Below are 15116 nucleotides of genomic sequence, written 5' to 3' on the forward strand. Positions count from 1 at the left end.
ACACGTGTCATCGCCCGGGGCGCGCTGCGTTCATCGATTTCGCATTGCTCCGGGCCTGCGGGCTCCGATGAAACGAGCTTAGGGATCCGTCCCCCCATTGTCCGTCTGCTGCCGTACAGAGCCAGGGTTGTCCGTTGCCCGCAGGCATCCGATGCTGAACGGCACCCTGTCACCCGGGCTCGCCAGTCGGTAATCGCGCCGCTCCTCGCCGGCGAGCGGCACCCGATCCTCGCCGATTGCCGGCGAGCTCATATCACGGTGCTCGAACGACCGGGGCTGGAGCGCCGCGCCTGCGAGAGCGACGCGGTGGTCATGAAGGCGTTCGATCGCCCGCGTCCCTTGCGGAGCGCAGCCCATTTGCCCACGGATCGCCCCTTCTGTGCGCCAGCGTCCAGACGTCGGCGCCTGAGCGCGTTCAAGCTGCGAAGACAATCATTCAGGAGCACCGCCATGCCCCCGGCCAATCGCCTGCTCTCAGCCTTGCCTTCCAAGGATCGTCGGCGGTTCTTGTCGGGCTGCGAGTCGGTGGGGCTCGCATTTGGAGACGTTCTGACCGAGCCAGGCGATCCCATTCGTCATGTCTATTTTCCGACCCAGTCCTTCATTTCCCTGGTTATGCCCGTCAGCGGCCATTCGGGCCTGGAGGTGGGTCTGGTCGGCGATGAAGGCATGCTCGGGATTTCGCTGAGCCTCGGCGTGGATCGCTCTTCCTTCCATGCCGTGGTGCAGGGCGAGGGCATGGCCTTGCGTCTGGATGCGGCGCGGTTTTGCCACGAGTTGGCGCTCAGCTCGGCGCTCCAGGGCATCCTCAAGCACTATATCGCGGTGGTCCTTGGCCAGCTGGCGCAAACGGCAGCCTGCGCCCGTTTCCATGTGGTCGAGGCGCGTCTCGCCCGCTGGCTCTTGATGAGCGGTGACCGTGCCCATTCGCCAACATTCCATGTCACTCATGAATTTCTCGCCTATATGCTCGGCGTGCGCCGCGTCGGTGTGACCAAGGCGGCATCCTCGCTGCAGGCGCGCGGGTTGATCGGCTATCGGCGTGGCGATGTCACGATCGTCGATCGGCCGGCGCTGGAATCCGTGTGCTGCGGGTGCTATGCCGCCGACAACACTGTCTATGCCAAGGTGATGGGTTAGCGGGGCGGGGCTCGGCTAGGACACTTCGTCCGTAGTCACCTGGAATTGCTTCAGGGTATTGGGGCCGAACGTGTTGCTGAGGGCCACGTCGGCCGCGTCGCGGCCACGGGCGATCAGCACCCGCCCGATGCGCGGCATGTTGTTGCGCGCATCGAAGGTGTACCAGTGCCCGTCGAGATAGGCCTCGAACCAGCCGGCGAAGTCCATCGGGCCGTAGGGCGGCGGCATGCCGATATCCCCAAGGTAGCCCGTGCAGTAACGGGCGGGAATATTCATGCAGCGACAGAAGGCGATGGCCAGATGGGCGTAGTCGCGGCAGACGCCGGCTTTCTCGTGGTAGGCCTCCCACGCCGTCTTGGTTGAGCACGCGTGTTCATAGCCGAACGCGATGTGGTGGTGAACGAAATCGCAGATCGCCTGGACGCGCGCCCATCCCGGCGGTGACGTGTGAAACAGCGCCCAGGCGGTTTCCGACAGGCGATCGGTCTCGCAGTAGCGGCTTCCCAGGAGAAACAGCAGGGTCTCGTCGGGCAGCGTTTCCACCGGTGTCTGTCTCGCCTCGGGAACAATGCTGTCGGGCAGGCCCGTATCGTTCACCAGGGCATCGGTAGACAGTTTGAGCAGGCCCTTGGGCGCGATGATACGACTGCACCAGTTGCCGAAGCTGTCGCGATAGGCGGTGATCGGGACCGGCGGATCGGCAATCAGATGGTCCGGCCTGATGATGTCCGACACGCGCGAGTAGTGCACGCTCAAGCTCAGGATCATGGGCGTTGGTTGAGGGCATTCGTAGATCAGTTCGTAGCCAATGCGAATCTTCATGGGGGTGCTCCTGCGTTGCGCCGGCACGGCCCGGTGGTCGGTGCTGACAATGAGGGGAAGGGGGAGGGGGGCTGCGGATTGGACGCGGTATCGGGCCCGGGGCGGCCGAGGGCCTGGCGCAGGGCGTCGATGATCACCTGTCGCAGCCGGGCCCATGCGCGGGCATTGCCGGCGACGTGTTTCTGGTTGATTTCCAGCTCGATCGCCAAATAGGTGTCGGGCGGCAGCGCGCGGCGAAGGTGACGGGCCAGCCCGTCGTTTTTGCCGGCGTAAGGGTAGTTGCGGCGAACGACGAGTGCCGGGGCACATTGCTTGAGGGCCATTTTCCAGCGCTCGCAAAACTGCGCTTCGCCAGGCCGGGCCGGATCGTAGAGCAGCCCGATGTCGGCATGGCGCACTTTGCCGTTCAATTCCGGGGTGAAGCTGTGTGACGCGAGGTGGATCACCCGGCCGTGGTCGGCGATCCCTTGCCTGACGCGGTGCTCGACCTCGTGCCGGTACGGCAGGTAGTGCTGGCGCAATATGTCCTGTCGCACGCTGGCCGGTGCGCTTCGGATCTGTGCCAGATGGAGATGAGGATGGTCGACAGAGCGATTCAGGTCGACCAGCAGGCGGCTCACCGTGGCAAACACCAGCGGGGCGTCGAATACGGCGGCCAGTTCTCGCGCCATGCGCAGGGCGCCTGCGTCGTAGCCGCGGTGGGTTGCCAGCACGGCCTGGTGAGCCACAAAGAAGTGACGATAGCGCGCGGGAATCCGGTTGCCGCCATGCTCGCAGCTGATCACCAGCCGCGCGTTTGTCTCATGGTCATGGTCCGCGCTGCGCAGAATGGGGGGCGTGCTCATCGAGCGCCCTACCAGTCCAGGTCGGGCAGGTCTCGGAACACTTGGCGCGTGCCCTCGCTCCATTGCTTGCCGAGCGCACCGAAGTACGCATCTCCGACATCGAAGCGGCGACGCATCCGGACTTCGAGACTGTCGCGCTCGTAGCAGAGCAGATCGATGGGCATGCCGACGGACAGGTTGCTTTGCATCGTGGAATCGAAAGACACCAGGGCGCACTTTGCCGCCTCGTTGAGCGGGGTGGCCGGGGTAATGACCCAGTCGATGATCGGCTTCCCGTACTTGGTTTCGCCCGTTTGAAGATAGGGCGTCTCCTGGCCGGCCTCGATGAAGTTGCCTTCAGCGTAGATCCGGAAGAGACGTGGCGGCTCGCCCACGATCTGGCCGCCGAGAATGAACGAGGCGTTGAAACCGACATCGCTTTCCGCCAGATGCTGGCCATCGCGTCGATCCACCTCTCGCATGGCATCCGACACCAGCATCGCCGTGTCGAACATGGACTCGGCCTGCCACAGGCTGCCGTCGGCCGAGCGGGCGGCGCGCTGCTTGAGCAGACCGATGACCGCCTGGGTGCCTGCCAGGTTGCCGGAGCTGAGGAGCACAATCACCCGGTCGCCGGGGCGCTCGAACACGCTCATCTTGCTGAAGCAGGCGAAGTTGTCGACCCCGGCGTGGGTGCGCGAGTCGGACGCGAGAATCAATCCGCTGTCGAGCTGGATGCCGACGCAGTAGGTCATGACGGTGCCTCGATGCGCGAAGAGCGCTCAGACCAAGGTGTTGATGGCGCGTTTGACGGCGTCGTCGACAAGCTGTCGGTCGGCTTGGGATTCGCCGAGGATGGCGTCCCAGTACAGTCGAAGATAGGCGGAGCGGTGGCCCGTTTTCAGGACCAGGGTTTGTATGCCGCGCTGCTGGCCGAAACCGTAGTCGGAATCGTAGCCGAGCAGATCGTGCAGGCCGGCCTCCCAGATACCGGCCTGGACAGCGTCGATGATGGACGCCATGCGCCGATGAAATTCATTTGCCATTTCGATGGTGAATTGCTTCTTGTCCATGCCGCCTTGTCGGTGATTTGCATGAGAACGCCTCGCCCGGCCACGTATGTTGGCGGATGGGCGTTGCTGATCGTGTTGGCCCAGCTTGCTCCCTCGGACGGCACCGTTCTATGCGCTGGCGCACATAGGCAGGAGTATTTGTTCAAGCGGATGACCCGGTGCGTTGGAGTGCTCGCGTGGCGCGCCCCCACGGGCCTGCGCTTGGTTGCGGCGTGGATGAACCCGGGATGAACGGAGGATTCAGGAGTCGTTCAGCGCCTCGCCGGCATAGTGCAGCCATCGACCACACACCGGAGCTCGCCATGACGACCACCTGCTTCAAATCCCTCTCCGCGCTTGCACTCGTTGCCTTGCTGGCAGGGCAGGCCCACGCGGCAACACCGCGGACCGAAACCTGCGAGCAGATCCGTGCCCGGATCCAGGCGCAGGTCGGCGACCGGGCCAAACCGGATACGACCATGCTGGATACGCTGTCCGAGCACCCCGATTGCGCGTTTACGGCGGCGGAGGTGTTCCGCGCGGCCTTTGGAGATCGGCCGATGCCGGTCCAGACCCACCGGCGAGATCGCCGTGACCGAAACGATGACGACGATTGATCGGGCGCCGGCCCGCAAAGCCGATGCGCGTTACGATACGGTAATGCCGCGGGCGATTTGCCGGCCGGCGAACCTCTCGGAGAATGGCGATGGCAACGCCCTTGATCGGCGCGATCCTGCAATGGGCCGGGCGCCTGCGGTTTCCGCAGGTGTTCGCGCTGACCGCCACGCTCTTCATCGTCGACCTGTTGGTGCCCGATCCGTTACCGTTTGCCGACGAGTTGCTGTTCGGCTTGCTCACCGTGCTGTTCGGCCTGTGGCGCAAAGGGCGGCGCTGAGCGGACGGGGGGCTTACTTGTCGATGCTGCCCAGCGTGAAGTAGAAGCGCGCGCCGCGATTGATTTCGCCTTCGGCCCATACCCGACCGCCATGACGCTGGATGATGCGCGATACCGTGGCCAGGCCAATGCCGGTGCCTTCGAAGTCGCGATCGGTATGCAGGCGCTGGAAGGGGCCGAACAGTTTGTCGGCATAGCGCATGTCGAAGCCGGCGCCGTTGTCTTCAACGCAGAAAACGGCCTCTTTGTTCTCCTTGAAACTGAAGAAGCGGAGCTCGGCGTCGGCGACTTTGGCGGTAAATTTCCAGGCGTTGCCGAGCAGGTTCTCAATAGCGATATGCAGCAGTTTGGCGTCGGCAAAAAGCGTCATGCCGGGGTCGATATGGATGCTGACCTGGCGGGTGGGTTTGGCTTGCGCGAGGGTTTCGACTACCTGTTCGGCCATGGCACTCAAATCGATGGCATTGCGGTTGAGCGGTCGCCGCGACACGTGGGACAGCTCCAGCAAGTCGTCGATGAGATCGCTCATGCGTGCGACGGCGGCGAGCATGCGCTCGAACAGGACATGCGCTTCCTGAGTGAAGGCCTCGCGGTAGTCGTCACGAATAATGCGGGCATAGCCGTCGATGGCGCGCAGGGGCGAACGCAGGTCGTGTGACACGGAGTAGCTGAAGGTCTCCAGCTCCTTGACGGCCGCCGCCAGCTGAGCGGTGCGGTCGGTGACGCGGCTTTCGAGTTCCCGGTTGAGATTGCGCATCTGCTGCTCGGCGTTTTTGCGTTCCGAAATGTCGGTGGTGATGCACAGCAGTTGATCGACATCGTGCAGCGTGACGCGCCGGGCCAGAAAGCTGACCGGCAGATGCCGACCGTCGCGCGATTCGACCTGGGTTTCGGCCCAGGCAGCGCCTTCGTCGTAGGCACGCTCAAGGCGTTGCTGTATGACCGGGCGGTCTTCGGCGATGATGAGGTCGGTGAGCGCCAGTGCGCCCAGGTCGTCCGCGGTATAGCCCGTGATACGGCATAGATAAGGATTGAGCAGGGTCAGGCTGCCATCGCGTTGTGCGACGCATAGCCCGACCGGCAGGCTGTCGACCAAGGTGCGGGAGAAGGCCAGTTCGTTGGTGAGTTGCATCTCGGCGCGTTTGCGGGCGGTGATGTCGCCCATCGAGCCGACCATGCGGTAGGCGTTGCCCTGTTCGTCGCGTTGGGCGATGCCGCGCGAGCGGAACCAGCGGTAGCTGCCGTCGTGGGTGGCCATGCGGAACTCCAGCTCGAAGTGCTGGGTTTCGCCTTTGAGATGAGCCACCATGCGCAGGTAATACACATCCCGGTCGTCCGGGTGCATGCGGGCCAACCAGGCGTCACTGGTGGTGCGCAGCGATTCGGCCGCTTCGCCCAGCAGCGCCATGAGGCGGGACGACAGGAAGAGCTCCATGGTGAGCGGATTCCAGTCCCACAGGCCCTCATTGGTGCCGCGCATGGCGAGCGCGTAGCGGGTTTCGCTCTCGCGTAACTTGCGCTCGGCATCGTAGCGGGCGGTGTAGTCCTCAACGATGCCGACCCCGCCGACGACATTGCCCGGGGTGTCGAACACGGGTGCGGTGCGAATGGAAAAGCGAATGTCCCGTGCGCTCTCCCGGTCGTGATACGGGCCTTCGTACCGGCCTTGGTGCCCTTCGAGCGCAGCGCGCACCGCCGGGAGAACGGACTCATCGGCGAGGGTTTTCAGGTCCAGCCCGATCAATTGTTCGGCGCTGCGTTCGAGGATGTCGGAGAAGCGCGAATTGACGAAGGTGATGTGGTGCTCGCGGTCGAAGTGGAAGATGCCGACCGGCGAGCTCTCGACCAGGGTTCGATAGCGGGCTTCGCTCTCGTTGAGCCGGCGCAACGATTCGCTGCTGGCACGTTCGTCGCGCAGTACGATCACCACCCCGACAGGGGCGGGGTCGCCGGCCATCTGGATGGGCGCCGTGCTGTCGAGCACCGGGATGCGACACCCGTTTCGCGCGATCAACATCATCGCTTCAGGGCAGCGCATGACGACGCCGGTTTTCAGGACGGCGTCGACAGGCAGCGCTGCGGGCCGATGGTCGACGGTGGGGGCGAAGGTGAGCACCTCGCTGAGGCGGCGGCCGACGGCTTCGGCCTCTTGCCATCCGGTCAGCGCGGTGGCGCCGGGATTGAACAGCGTGATTCGGCCTTCAACATCGGTGGCCAAGACCGCGTCGCCGATGGCGCGCAGGGTGACGAGAACACGTTGTTCGGCGGTTTTGGTTTCGGTGATTTCAATGGCGGCGCCAGTGGTATGGCAAACACGCCCGCTGTCATCGCGTACCAGACGAACCGAGTCACGCAGCCAGCGGGTTTGCCCTTGGGCATCGCGCAGGCGGTATTCGAGCTCGATGTCGCATGGGCCGGTCGGTGTCTCGCTCAGGGCGGTGCGAATGCGCGAGCGGATGTGTGCCGCGTCGGCAGGCGGAATGCGGGCTTGAATATGCGACCAGCCGCCGTCGTCGGTCAGTACCGCTGGCGCCTGGCCGACCAAGGCTTCGACGTTGGGGGAAATATAATCGTAGGCTTTTCGGCGCAGGTCGAGGCGGTAGAGGATATGCCCACGGCAGGCGAGCGCTTCATCAACGTCCCTGGCCAGGGTGTCGGCGCGCGCTGCTTGAACGGTGTTGGGTCCGGATGACTCGGTCGTGGCCGACGCGCTGGCGCCGCGTTGTGGATCGGGTCGCAGCCAATGCCACGAGATCGCGACGGGCAGCAGCGTCAAGGCGACACCCGCTGCGTGCGGCAGCAGGATCTGGGCGACGAGCCACAGCCCCCATACAAGACCGAGCACGACGAATGGATTGAATGGCGCGAAGGTTTTCAATGCGTCTATACCGTGGACACATGCCAAAGTGGTTCAGTGTAGCCTCGCAGGCGCGGATGCGCGGGCGGCACTATGAGTAAAATGACGAACTATTTGGGGCGAACTTGAGCAATGCATGACGAAGCGTACATGGCGATGGCAATGGATCTGGCCCGTCAGGCAGCCGACGCGGGTGAGGTGCCGGTCGGTGCGATCGTCGTCTGTCAGGGCGAAGTGGTCGGTCGCGGCTTCAATCAGCCGATCGGTCGGCATGATCCCACCGCACACGCCGAAGTGGTCGCCTTGCGCGACGCCGCCGCGCGCGTGGGCAACTATCGCCTGCCGGGCTGCGAGCTGTTTGTGACGCTGGAACCCTGCATGATGTGCGCGGGCGCGATGATGCATGCGCGCATCGGCCGTATCGTTTATGGCGCGCGCGATCCCAAAACCGGCGTCGCGGGCAGCGTGCTCGATCTGTTCGAAGAGACCCGTCTCAATCACCATGCACGCATCGAAGGCGGCGTGCTGGCGGATGAGTGCAGTCGCATGTTGTCCGAATTTTTTGCGCTGCGCCGTGTCATGGCCCGGCAGAAGGCGTGAGATGAAACTCGTCATCGACCTGGCCAGCCAGACCATGAGGCTGCACGACGCAGACGGGACGGTGCTGCGCCGCTACCGGGTGTCCACTGCGCTTAACGGTCCGGGCGAGTGCAAGGACTCTGGCTGCACACCACGCGGGCGTCATCGAATCCGGGCGCGCATCGGTGGCGACTTGCCGATCCGTTCGGTGTTTGTCGGGCGCCGCCCGACGGGTGAAATCTGGTCGGACGCCTTGTCGGCGGCGCAGCCGGCGCGGGACTGGATTCTGAGCCGGATTCTGTGGTTGTCGGGGCTCGAGCCGGGATGCAACCGCCTTGGCGAGGTCGACAGCATGCAGCGCTACATCTATATCCATGGCACGCCCGATTCCGAGCCGATGGGCGAGCCGCGCTCGCACGGCTGCATCCGGATGCGCAATCGCGATGTGGTGGAACTGTTTGAATTGGTCGATACGTCGACCGAGGTGGATATTCGATGAAACTCGACGTACTGGACTGGTCGGCCGCACAGGCGCGCGTCATGCCGCTGCGCGAGGCGGTGTTTGTGGTCGAGCAAGGCGTGCCGGCAAGTATTGAGCGGGACGCCTTGGATGTGGTGTCGCGCCATGCTGCTTTGTATGGCGCGGATGATGAGGTGATCGCCACCGGGCGCCTGCTGCCGGATGGTCATATCGGGCGCATGGCGGTCGCCGCCGCGCATCGGGGCTCGGGTCTGGGGAGCCAGGTGCTCACCGCTTTGATGGCCGAGGCTGCGCGCCTCGGGATGGCCGAGGTGTGCCTGAACGCGCAAACGCATGCTTGCGATTTTTACCGTCGCCATGGTTTTGTCGAAGCCGGCGAGGTGTTCATGGAGGCAGGTTTGCCGCATGTGAGCATGCGGCGGGTCTTGCGCCCGGCGTGAGCTTCTAGGCGATATCGAACTGCTCGTCAGTCCGGCCATCTGGCGAGCCATCGGTGTGCCAGCGCGCTTCCACAAAGCGCATCTGCCCGGTCGCCGAGCGCATCACGATGCTGGTGCAACGGGTGCCGTAACCGGGGGCGCGAATAAAGCAACTCGACAGCATCCGCTCCCACGCTAGCGGCACGCCGGTGTCTGGCAGTGCGGCGTCCGGCGCCGGGCGATCATCGCGCAGGATGTTGATCAAAGTATCGATGTCAGGCTCGGTGCGAAGGGCTGCTTCCAGCCCCCGGCGGGCGGCCAGGGCCTTTGGCCAGGGCGTGTCGAGCAAATGATTGCTCAGGGTATGAACGCCGGGCGGCAGCGTATGGCTTTGACCTGTGACGCTCTCGACCGCGACCAGTGCGTCGCCGTCGGACACCAGCAGATTGAAGGGGTTGTAGTCTTCGCGCTCGGCGACGACCTGCGCGCCGAAGGCTGCCGCAGACTGGTCGTTTGTGGCCGCGCGCACCACGAGGTCACCCCGGCTGCGCGCATCCGCACGATTTTGTTTGGGGTCGCGATAGTTGGTCAGCGCGGCGAAGCGCCCATCGCGGCCCACGCCAAGCCAGGTGCCTCCGCCGCGCAGGTCGCGACCGGCGAGTAAACCGGGAGGGTCCGGCCACCAGTGTGCCGGGGCCGCGGGGCGGTCAAAAAACTCATCACGATTGGCAATGACGATCAGCGGATAGTCGGGGTGTTGTTGCCAGGCGATGGCGATCAGGCACATAAAATAAAGCGCTCCACATGGCGTTCGCCGTCGAGGCAAGCCATCAGGCCGGCGGCGTCGACAGCCGCATCGAGCGTGACGAGGAACGGATCCGCGTCGGGGATATTCCGATACACCTCCATCCAGGTGAGCGCATCGTCAGCACGCTGATGCAGCGTGCCGGTGACGCCGCTGGAAGCGGCCATCGTATCGAGTACCGCGGCCGCGGCAGCCCGGGCCTCAGTCAGACGAGGCCGGGCCACCCGGTAATACACGTACAGATCCGTCATGCGTCCCGTTGGGCCACATCGAGCGCATAGGGCAGGGTGGCCAGGCGCAGTTTGGGGCCGTCGACGGCGCCGAGGTGGATTTCACCGCCATCGGCTGCCTGCATCTGCATCACTGCCAGGGCCTCAAAGCCGCCATTGGGCGACGGCACCACCGTCACCAGCTTGCCGACGGCCTGGCTTTCAAAGGCCGGTGCGTAGAGTTCGTCGCCGATGTTCGGCGCGGCGCTGGCGGGGGCGGTCAGGCGGTACATGCGCTTCTTGAGCTTGCCCAGATACTGGGTGCGCGCCACGATCTCCTGCCCCGGATAGCAGCCTTTCTGGAAGTTCACGCCACCGATCAGCTCGTAGTTGAGCATCTGCGCGACGAAGTCGTCTTGCGTCAGTTCGGTGATCACCGGAATGCCGGCCTGCACGTCGAGCCACTGCCAGGCCTGCGTCGCCGCCGGTACCACGCCGGCAGCGCCGAGTGCGCCCCAGACGTCGCCGAGTCGATCGACCGGTGCATCGACGAGCGCGCGCCGCGCATCCAGACGGATGACCGTGACGCCATCGCGGCTGGCGGTGCGCATTGGCGCGGCTGGCACGGGCAGTTTGGCGGCGCCGAGCCGGTCCGACAGCATCGCGCTGCTCAGGCCGACCAGCGCGCGTTCTGGCTGGGCATTGCTCAGTTTGACCTTGCTGCGCAACACATACATCGACAGCTTCTTGAGCAGGGCCGGATGCAGGTCGGCCGACAGCGCGAGGCGGTAGCCGGCCTCGCCATGCCACAGCAAGATGCTCGCCAGCATGCGCCCCTTGGGGCTGTTGAAGCTGGTCCAGTGGGCGGCATCGGGCCCGAGCTTTTTGACGTCGTTCGAAAACAGGTTGTGCAGGAACACCGTGGCGTCATCGCCGACAGCGTCGATCAGGCCCAGGTGCGTCATTGGCACCATGACGTCGCCGTCACGTGCGCGCACCACATCGACCGACGGCTTGGCGCTGCAAACGACAGTGCCGTCGAGGTGGAGATCGGTACTTGTGAGAAGTTGAGTCCAGTGGTCCATGGTGGTCTGCATACGCTCGGTGCGGGAATGAATGCGATATTATAGGGCGCACTGCGCGTCGGCATCTTTCCGCCGCGCTTTTCCTTTCTGATGTGCTTGAAAAGTCGGGGCTGCAATGCCCGGACAGACGTGAATGAAAAAACGCCTGATCCTGTTGGCCTTGATGTTGCCGGTGCTGGTCATCGCCGCCGCTGCCGCATCTCTTGTCTGGTTGATTGACCAACCCTTGACTGTCGCGAACGAGCGCGTCGAAGTCCAGATTCCCCGCGGCGCCAGCATGCGCCAGGCGGCAAACGCCGTGGCCGATGCCGGCGTGTCGGTCAGCCCCTCGACCCTGTACTGGTTTGCCCGTGTCGGCGGTCACGCCAATCGGATCAAGGCCGGCAGCTACGCTTTCGAGAACGGCGTCTCGCCCCGGCAGATTGTCGAAAAACTGGTGCGCGGCGATGTGCTGCTGCAAAGCCTGGCCTTGATCGAGGGGTGGTCATTCCGCCAGGTCAGGGCACTGCTCGACGGGCATGCCGATCTGGCGCACGACAGCAAGGGCATGGATGAGGGCGAGTTGCTGCGCCAGATTGGCGCCTCCGAGGCGCATCCCGAAGGTTTGTTTTTTCCCGACACCTACCACTTCGAGCGCGGCACCTCCGACCTCGATTTGCTGCGTCAGGCCTATGGCCAGATGCAATCGCGCCTGAACGACCTGTGGTCGAAGCGGGCCGAAGGCCTGCCGCTCAAGTCGCCCTACGAGGCCTTGATTCTGGCCTCGATTATTGAAAAGGAAACCGGGCAGGGCGCCGATCGACCCCTGATTTCTTCGGTGTTCATCAACCGCTTGCGCGTCGGCATGCTCTTGCAGACCGATCCGACCGTGATCTACGGCATGGGTGAAAAATTCGACGGCAATCTGCGCCGGCGCGACCTTGAAACCGACACGCCCTACAACACCTATACCCGTGCCGGTTTGCCGCCCACACCCATTGCCATGCCCGGCGGCGCAGCCATTGAAGCGGCGCTCAACCCCGCCGAGTCCGACTTCTACTACTTTGTGGCGCGTGGCGACGGCAGTTCGGAGTTCTCGAAAAATCTGGCGCAACACAATCGGGCGGTGCGCGAGTTTCAACTTTCACAGAAAAGGAAAGGTTCATGAGTGGTGCCAGCGCGCCAGGGCGGTTTCTTACGTTTGAAGGCATCGACGGCGCGGGCAAGAGCAGCCAGATCGCCGGTGCCTGCGCCTGGCTCGACGCGCGCGGTATCTCGCTGGAGCAGACCCGTGAGCCCGGTGGCACGCCACTTGGCGAGCAGTTGCGTGGCTTGCTGCTGCATGAAGCCATGCATATTGAAACTGAAGCCATGCTGATGTTCGCCGCGCGTCGCGAACATCTGGCGCAGCGAATTGCGCCGGCACTGACGGCCGGGCGCTGGGTGGTGTCGGATCGTTTCAGCGATGCCACGTACGCGTATCAGGTCGGCGGGCGGGGGTTGGATGCGGCGAAATTCGCCGCGCTTGAGGCCTGGGTTCATCCGGATTTTCAACCCGATCTGACCTTCCTGTTCGACCTCGATCCGGCTATTGCGGCTGCCCGCGTGGCCAGCGCCGGTGCGGCGCCCGATCGGTTCGAGCGCGAGCAGCGCGATTTCTTTGAGCGTGTGCGCGCGGCCTATCTCGTGCGCGCGGCGGCGGCGCCCGAGCGCTTCTGCGTGATCGATGCCAGCCGACCGCCGGCCGACATCGCCGCCAAGATCGGCGCCACGCTTGCCGAGCGCTTTTTCACATGATTCATACCTGGCATACCGCACTGTGGCATCGCCTCGTCGCCACCGATGCGCGCCGGGCGCATGCCATTTTGCTTGCCGGTTTGCCGGGGCAGGGTAAGCGCGTGTTCGCCGAGGCCTATGCCGCGCATGTGCTCTGTTCCGCACCTGGCGTCGATGGCTTTGCCTGCGATGTGTGCACCGGCTGCCGGCTACGGCTGTCGGGCAATCACCCTGACCTGCGGCGCCTGATTCCCGAGGCCGACCAGGCTGAACCGGTCGAGACGACCTCGTCCAGCAAGACCAAACCCTCGACCCAGATCGTGATCGAGCAGGTGCGCCAGTTGCGCGAACAGCTCACCGTCACCGGCCATCAATCCGGCGACCGGGTAGTGATCATCGATCCGCCGGAAGCCATGAACGGCAACACCGCCAATGCCTTGCTCAAGCTGCTCGAAGAGCCGCCCGAGCACACGGTGTTCGTGCTGGTGTCGTCGGCGCCACGCCGTCTGCTGCCCACCATCCGCAGTCGCTGCCAGCAGTGGGACTTCGGCCGCCCCGACGTCGAGGCCGCGCAAGCCTGGCTGAAGGACACCATGGGCAGCGCCGACACCCAGTTGCTGGCGCTGACCGGCGGCATGCCTTTGGCCGCAGCACAACTCGCCGGCAACGACGGCGCGGCCATGCGCCAGCGCTTTGTCGATGATGTGAGTCGAATCGGCCGCAGGGACCCGCTCATGCTCGCCGGCGACTGGGACGCCTGGCTGCGCAGCAAGGAAGCGGTCGCGGCCGATTTTGATCTCCCACGACTGGCGGACTGGATGCTGCGGTGGGTGTGGGATCTGAGTTCCACTGTGCTTGGTGGGCAGGCGCGTTACTTCCCCGATTGCCAGGCGCAGTTTGATCGCTGTTCAGCCGGTGCCGATCGTGCCGTTATGCTCGACTGTTACAATGCCATGGTGCAGATTCGGCGGGTCATCAAGCACCCGTTGAACGCCCGGCTTTTGATTGAAGACATGTTGCTGCGGTACGCCCGTGCCGTCAGCAGGCCCGGAGGCCGTTCATGAACAAACCCGCTGCTGGCGCCCGTCCCGGCGTCCTTTCACTGAACATCAACTCCAAGTCGGCGCTGTATGCCGCGTATATGCCGTTTCTGAAAAACGGCGGCATTTTCATTCCGACCACGCGCGACTACAAGCTCGGCGACGAAGTGTTCATGCTGTTGCAATTGATGGACGACCCGGCCAAGCATGCCGTCGCCGGCAAGGTGGTGTGGATTACGCCGCATGGCGTACAAGGCGGCAAGACGCAGGGCGCCGGCGTGCATTTTTCCGACGACGACGCCAGCAAGCTGCTGCGCGGACGCATCGAAAGCATTCTGGCCGGCCACCTCGGCTCCAACCGCCCCACGCATACGCTCTGACCCATGTTTGTTGATTCTCACTGCCACCTGGATTTCCCCGAACTCATCGAGCGCAAGGACGAGATCCTCGCGCTGATGGCGCAGAACACGGTCGATCAGGCCTTGTGTGTCAGCGTCAAACTCGAAACCTTTCCGCGCGTGCTGGCGCTGGCCGAGGCCTACCCGCATCTGTATGCGTCAGTCGGTGTGCACCCAGACAACAATGACTGTGAAGAGCCCGATGTCGCCCGTTTGTTGGCGCTCGCGGCGCATCCGCGCGTGGTGGCCATTGGCGAAACCGGGCTGGACTACTATTGGCACAAAGACAAACCCGAGTGGCAGCGCGAGCGTTTCCGGACGCATATCCGGGCGGCCAATGCCTGCAACAAGCCGCTGATCATTCACACTCGCGACTCTGCCGAGGACACCTTGCGCCTGATGCGCGAGGAGAACGCGTCGGTGCCGGGCGGCGTGATGCATTGTTTTACAGAAACCCAGGCAGTGGCCGAAGCGGCACTCGATCTGGGCTTTTACATCTCCTTCTCCGGTATCGTCACCTTCAAGAACGCCAAGGCTTTGAAGGAAGTCGCGCGTTATGTGCCGTTGGACCGGATGCTGATCGAAACCGACGCGCCCTACCTTGCGCCGGTGCCACATCGCGGAAAGCAGAATGAACCCGGCTTCGTCAAACATGTCGCAGAACACATCGCCGAGTTGCGCGATGTCCCGGTCGAAACGATTGCACGGCAGACGACCGAGAATTTCAGAACACTGTTCAAGATTGTGTGAGGCGA

General features: G+C 64.1%; 19 protein-coding genes. 11 read left to right on the forward strand and 8 right to left on the reverse strand.

Annotated features, from left to right (window positions below; genetic code table 11):
• Positions 1-450: 450 nt before the first annotated feature.
• The gene (locus FHP91_RS16705) at positions 451-1140 is read left to right on the forward strand and encodes a Crp/Fnr family transcriptional regulator (RefSeq protein ID WP_144310640.1); all 690 of its coding nucleotides are present in this window, start codon (positions 451-453) and stop codon (positions 1138-1140) included.
• 15 nt (positions 1141-1155) lie between these two features.
• Here FHP91_RS16705 and FHP91_RS16710 read toward each other — a convergent pair whose 3' ends face one another.
• From FHP91_RS16710 to FHP91_RS16725, 4 genes are read right to left on the reverse strand one after another with little or no spacing between them, the layout of a single operon-like run.
• Entirely contained in the window at positions 1156-1962 is an 807-nt protein-coding gene (locus FHP91_RS16710; RefSeq protein ID WP_144310641.1) for a transglutaminase-like domain-containing protein, read from the reverse strand.
• Entirely contained in the window at positions 1959-2807 is an 849-nt protein-coding gene (locus tag FHP91_RS16715; RefSeq protein ID WP_144310642.1) for an N-formylglutamate amidohydrolase, read from the reverse strand. The genes FHP91_RS16710 and FHP91_RS16715 overlap by 4 nt, the downstream gene beginning before the upstream one ends.
• Before the next feature lie 8 nt (positions 2808-2815).
• Positions 2816-3541 carry a peptidase gene (locus FHP91_RS16720; protein ID WP_144310643.1) on the reverse strand — a complete coding sequence of 242 codons (726 nt, stop codon included), beginning with the start codon at positions 3539-3541 and terminating at the stop codon, positions 2816-2818.
• Between the two features lie 27 nt (positions 3542-3568).
• Positions 3569-3859, reverse strand: a complete 291-nt coding sequence (locus FHP91_RS16725) for a hypothetical protein (RefSeq protein WP_144310644.1) — start codon at positions 3857-3859, stop codon at positions 3569-3571.
• Between the two features lie 302 nt (positions 3860-4161).
• Between FHP91_RS16725 and FHP91_RS16730 the strand changes: the two genes are divergently transcribed.
• Both FHP91_RS16730 and FHP91_RS16735 read left to right on the forward strand, forming a co-directional pair.
• Positions 4162-4455 (forward strand): hypothetical protein, encoded by a 294-nt coding sequence (locus FHP91_RS16730; protein WP_144310645.1) that lies wholly within the window; start codon positions 4162-4164, stop codon positions 4453-4455.
• Between the two features lie 89 nt (positions 4456-4544).
• A complete protein-coding gene (locus FHP91_RS16735; RefSeq protein WP_144310646.1) occupies positions 4545-4733 on the forward strand; it encodes a DUF6116 family protein in 189 nt (62 codons plus the stop codon).
• Between the two features lie 13 nt (positions 4734-4746).
• On the opposite strand, the gene FHP91_RS16740 is transcribed toward FHP91_RS16735, so the two are convergent.
• On the reverse strand, positions 4747-7611 hold the full coding sequence (locus FHP91_RS16740; RefSeq protein WP_186301594.1) for a PAS domain S-box protein: 2865 nt from the start codon (positions 7609-7611) through the stop codon (positions 4747-4749).
• A 111-nt stretch (positions 7612-7722) separates the two neighbouring features.
• Between FHP91_RS16740 and tadA the strand changes: the two genes are divergently transcribed.
• Genes tadA through FHP91_RS16755 form a run of 3 tightly spaced genes read left to right on the forward strand, consistent with a single transcriptional unit; the run spans position 7723 to position 9090 of the window.
• On the forward strand, positions 7723-8190 hold the full coding sequence (gene tadA / locus FHP91_RS16745) for a tRNA adenosine(34) deaminase TadA (RefSeq protein ID WP_144310648.1): 468 nt from the start codon (positions 7723-7725) through the stop codon (positions 8188-8190).
• Position 8191: 1 nt separating this feature from the next.
• Entirely contained in the window at positions 8192-8668 is a 477-nt protein-coding gene (locus FHP91_RS16750) for a L,D-transpeptidase (protein WP_144310649.1), read from the forward strand.
• Entirely contained in the window at positions 8665-9090 is a 426-nt protein-coding gene (locus FHP91_RS16755; RefSeq protein ID WP_144310650.1) for a GNAT family N-acetyltransferase, read from the forward strand. Before FHP91_RS16750 ends, FHP91_RS16755 begins: the two co-directional genes overlap by 4 nt.
• A 4-nt stretch (positions 9091-9094) precedes the next feature.
• On the opposite strand, the gene FHP91_RS16760 is transcribed toward FHP91_RS16755, so the two are convergent.
• The 3 genes from FHP91_RS16760 to ygfZ are packed head-to-tail and all read right to left on the reverse strand — an operon-like array spanning position 9095 to position 11168.
• Positions 9095-9856 carry an NRDE family protein gene (locus FHP91_RS16760; protein ID WP_144310651.1) on the reverse strand — a complete coding sequence of 254 codons (762 nt, stop codon included), beginning with the start codon at positions 9854-9856 and terminating at the stop codon, positions 9095-9097.
• Positions 9847-10125 carry a DUF4936 family protein gene (locus FHP91_RS16765; protein WP_144310652.1) on the reverse strand — a complete coding sequence of 93 codons (279 nt, stop codon included), beginning with the start codon at positions 10123-10125 and terminating at the stop codon, positions 9847-9849. Before FHP91_RS16765 ends, FHP91_RS16760 begins: the two co-directional genes overlap by 10 nt.
• Positions 10122-11168, reverse strand: coding sequence for a CAF17-like 4Fe-4S cluster assembly/insertion protein YgfZ (gene ygfZ, locus FHP91_RS16770; protein ID WP_246116346.1), 1047 nt, complete (start codon positions 11166-11168; stop codon positions 10122-10124). The genes FHP91_RS16765 and ygfZ overlap by 4 nt, the downstream gene beginning before the upstream one ends.
• A gap of 133 nt (positions 11169-11301) precedes the next feature.
• Here ygfZ and mltG point away from each other — a divergent pair, with 133 nt between their 5' ends.
• Genes mltG through FHP91_RS16795 form a run of 5 tightly spaced genes read left to right on the forward strand, consistent with a single transcriptional unit; the run spans position 11302 to position 15111 of the window.
• Complete coding sequence (gene mltG / locus FHP91_RS16775; protein WP_144310654.1) at positions 11302-12315, forward strand: endolytic transglycosylase MltG; 1014 nt, start codon at positions 11302-11304, stop codon at positions 12313-12315.
• Positions 12312-12944 (forward strand): dTMP kinase, encoded by a 633-nt coding sequence (tmk, locus tag FHP91_RS16780; protein ID WP_144310655.1) that lies wholly within the window; start codon positions 12312-12314, stop codon positions 12942-12944. Before mltG ends, tmk begins: the two co-directional genes overlap by 4 nt.
• Entirely contained in the window at positions 12941-13987 is a 1047-nt protein-coding gene (gene holB / locus FHP91_RS16785; RefSeq protein ID WP_144310656.1) for a DNA polymerase III subunit delta', read from the forward strand. Before tmk ends, holB begins: the two co-directional genes overlap by 4 nt.
• Positions 13984-14343 carry a PilZ domain-containing protein gene (locus FHP91_RS16790; RefSeq protein ID WP_144310657.1) on the forward strand — a complete coding sequence of 120 codons (360 nt, stop codon included), beginning with the start codon at positions 13984-13986 and terminating at the stop codon, positions 14341-14343. Before holB ends, FHP91_RS16790 begins: the two co-directional genes overlap by 4 nt.
• Before the next feature lie 3 nt (positions 14344-14346).
• A complete protein-coding gene (locus FHP91_RS16795; RefSeq protein ID WP_144310658.1) occupies positions 14347-15111 on the forward strand; it encodes a TatD family hydrolase in 765 nt (254 codons plus the stop codon).
• The last annotated feature ends 5 nt before the right edge of the window (positions 15112-15116 follow it).

The organism is Denitromonas halophila (assembly GCF_007625155.1).
Taxonomy (GTDB): Bacteria; Pseudomonadota; Gammaproteobacteria; order Burkholderiales; family Rhodocyclaceae; genus Nitrogeniibacter; species Nitrogeniibacter halophilus.

What these genes read in the sequence shown, in the direction of transcription:
- FHP91_RS16705 (WP_144310640.1), top strand. Translation starts at nt 451, where the DNA reads ATGCCCCCGGCCAATCGCCTGCTCTCAGCCTTGCCTTCCAAGGATCGT.
- FHP91_RS16710 (WP_144310641.1), bottom strand. Translation starts at nt 1,962, where the DNA reads ATGAAGATTCGCATTGGCTACGAACTGATCTACGAATGCCCTCAACCA.
- FHP91_RS16715 (WP_144310642.1), bottom strand. Translation starts at nt 2,807, where the DNA reads ATGAGCACGCCCCCCATTCTGCGCAGCGCGGACCATGACCATGAGACA.
- FHP91_RS16720 (WP_144310643.1), bottom strand. Translation starts at nt 3,541, where the DNA reads ATGACCTACTGCGTCGGCATCCAGCTCGACAGCGGATTGATTCTCGCG.
- FHP91_RS16725 (WP_144310644.1), bottom strand. Translation starts at nt 3,859, where the DNA reads ATGGACAAGAAGCAATTCACCATCGAAATGGCAAATGAATTTCATCGG.
- FHP91_RS16730 (WP_144310645.1), top strand. Translation starts at nt 4,162, where the DNA reads ATGACGACCACCTGCTTCAAATCCCTCTCCGCGCTTGCACTCGTTGCC.
- FHP91_RS16735 (WP_144310646.1), top strand. Translation starts at nt 4,545, where the DNA reads ATGGCAACGCCCTTGATCGGCGCGATCCTGCAATGGGCCGGGCGCCTG.
- tadA (WP_144310648.1), top strand. Translation starts at nt 7,723, where the DNA reads ATGCATGACGAAGCGTACATGGCGATGGCAATGGATCTGGCCCGTCAG.
- FHP91_RS16750 (WP_144310649.1), top strand. Translation starts at nt 8,192, where the DNA reads ATGAAACTCGTCATCGACCTGGCCAGCCAGACCATGAGGCTGCACGAC.
- FHP91_RS16755 (WP_144310650.1), top strand. Translation starts at nt 8,665, where the DNA reads ATGAAACTCGACGTACTGGACTGGTCGGCCGCACAGGCGCGCGTCATG.
- FHP91_RS16760 (WP_144310651.1), bottom strand. Translation starts at nt 9,856, where the DNA reads ATGTGCCTGATCGCCATCGCCTGGCAACAACACCCCGACTATCCGCTG.
- FHP91_RS16765 (WP_144310652.1), bottom strand. Translation starts at nt 10,125, where the DNA reads ATGACGGATCTGTACGTGTATTACCGGGTGGCCCGGCCTCGTCTGACT.
- ygfZ (WP_246116346.1), bottom strand. Translation starts at nt 11,168, where the DNA reads ATGGACCACTGGACTCAACTTCTCACAAGTACCGATCTCCACCTCGAC.
- mltG (WP_144310654.1), top strand. Translation starts at nt 11,302, where the DNA reads ATGAAAAAACGCCTGATCCTGTTGGCCTTGATGTTGCCGGTGCTGGTC.
- tmk (WP_144310655.1), top strand. Translation starts at nt 12,312, where the DNA reads ATGAGTGGTGCCAGCGCGCCAGGGCGGTTTCTTACGTTTGAAGGCATC.
- holB (WP_144310656.1), top strand. Translation starts at nt 12,941, where the DNA reads ATGATTCATACCTGGCATACCGCACTGTGGCATCGCCTCGTCGCCACC.
- FHP91_RS16790 (WP_144310657.1), top strand. Translation starts at nt 13,984, where the DNA reads ATGAACAAACCCGCTGCTGGCGCCCGTCCCGGCGTCCTTTCACTGAAC.
- FHP91_RS16795 (WP_144310658.1), top strand. Translation starts at nt 14,347, where the DNA reads ATGTTTGTTGATTCTCACTGCCACCTGGATTTCCCCGAACTCATCGAG.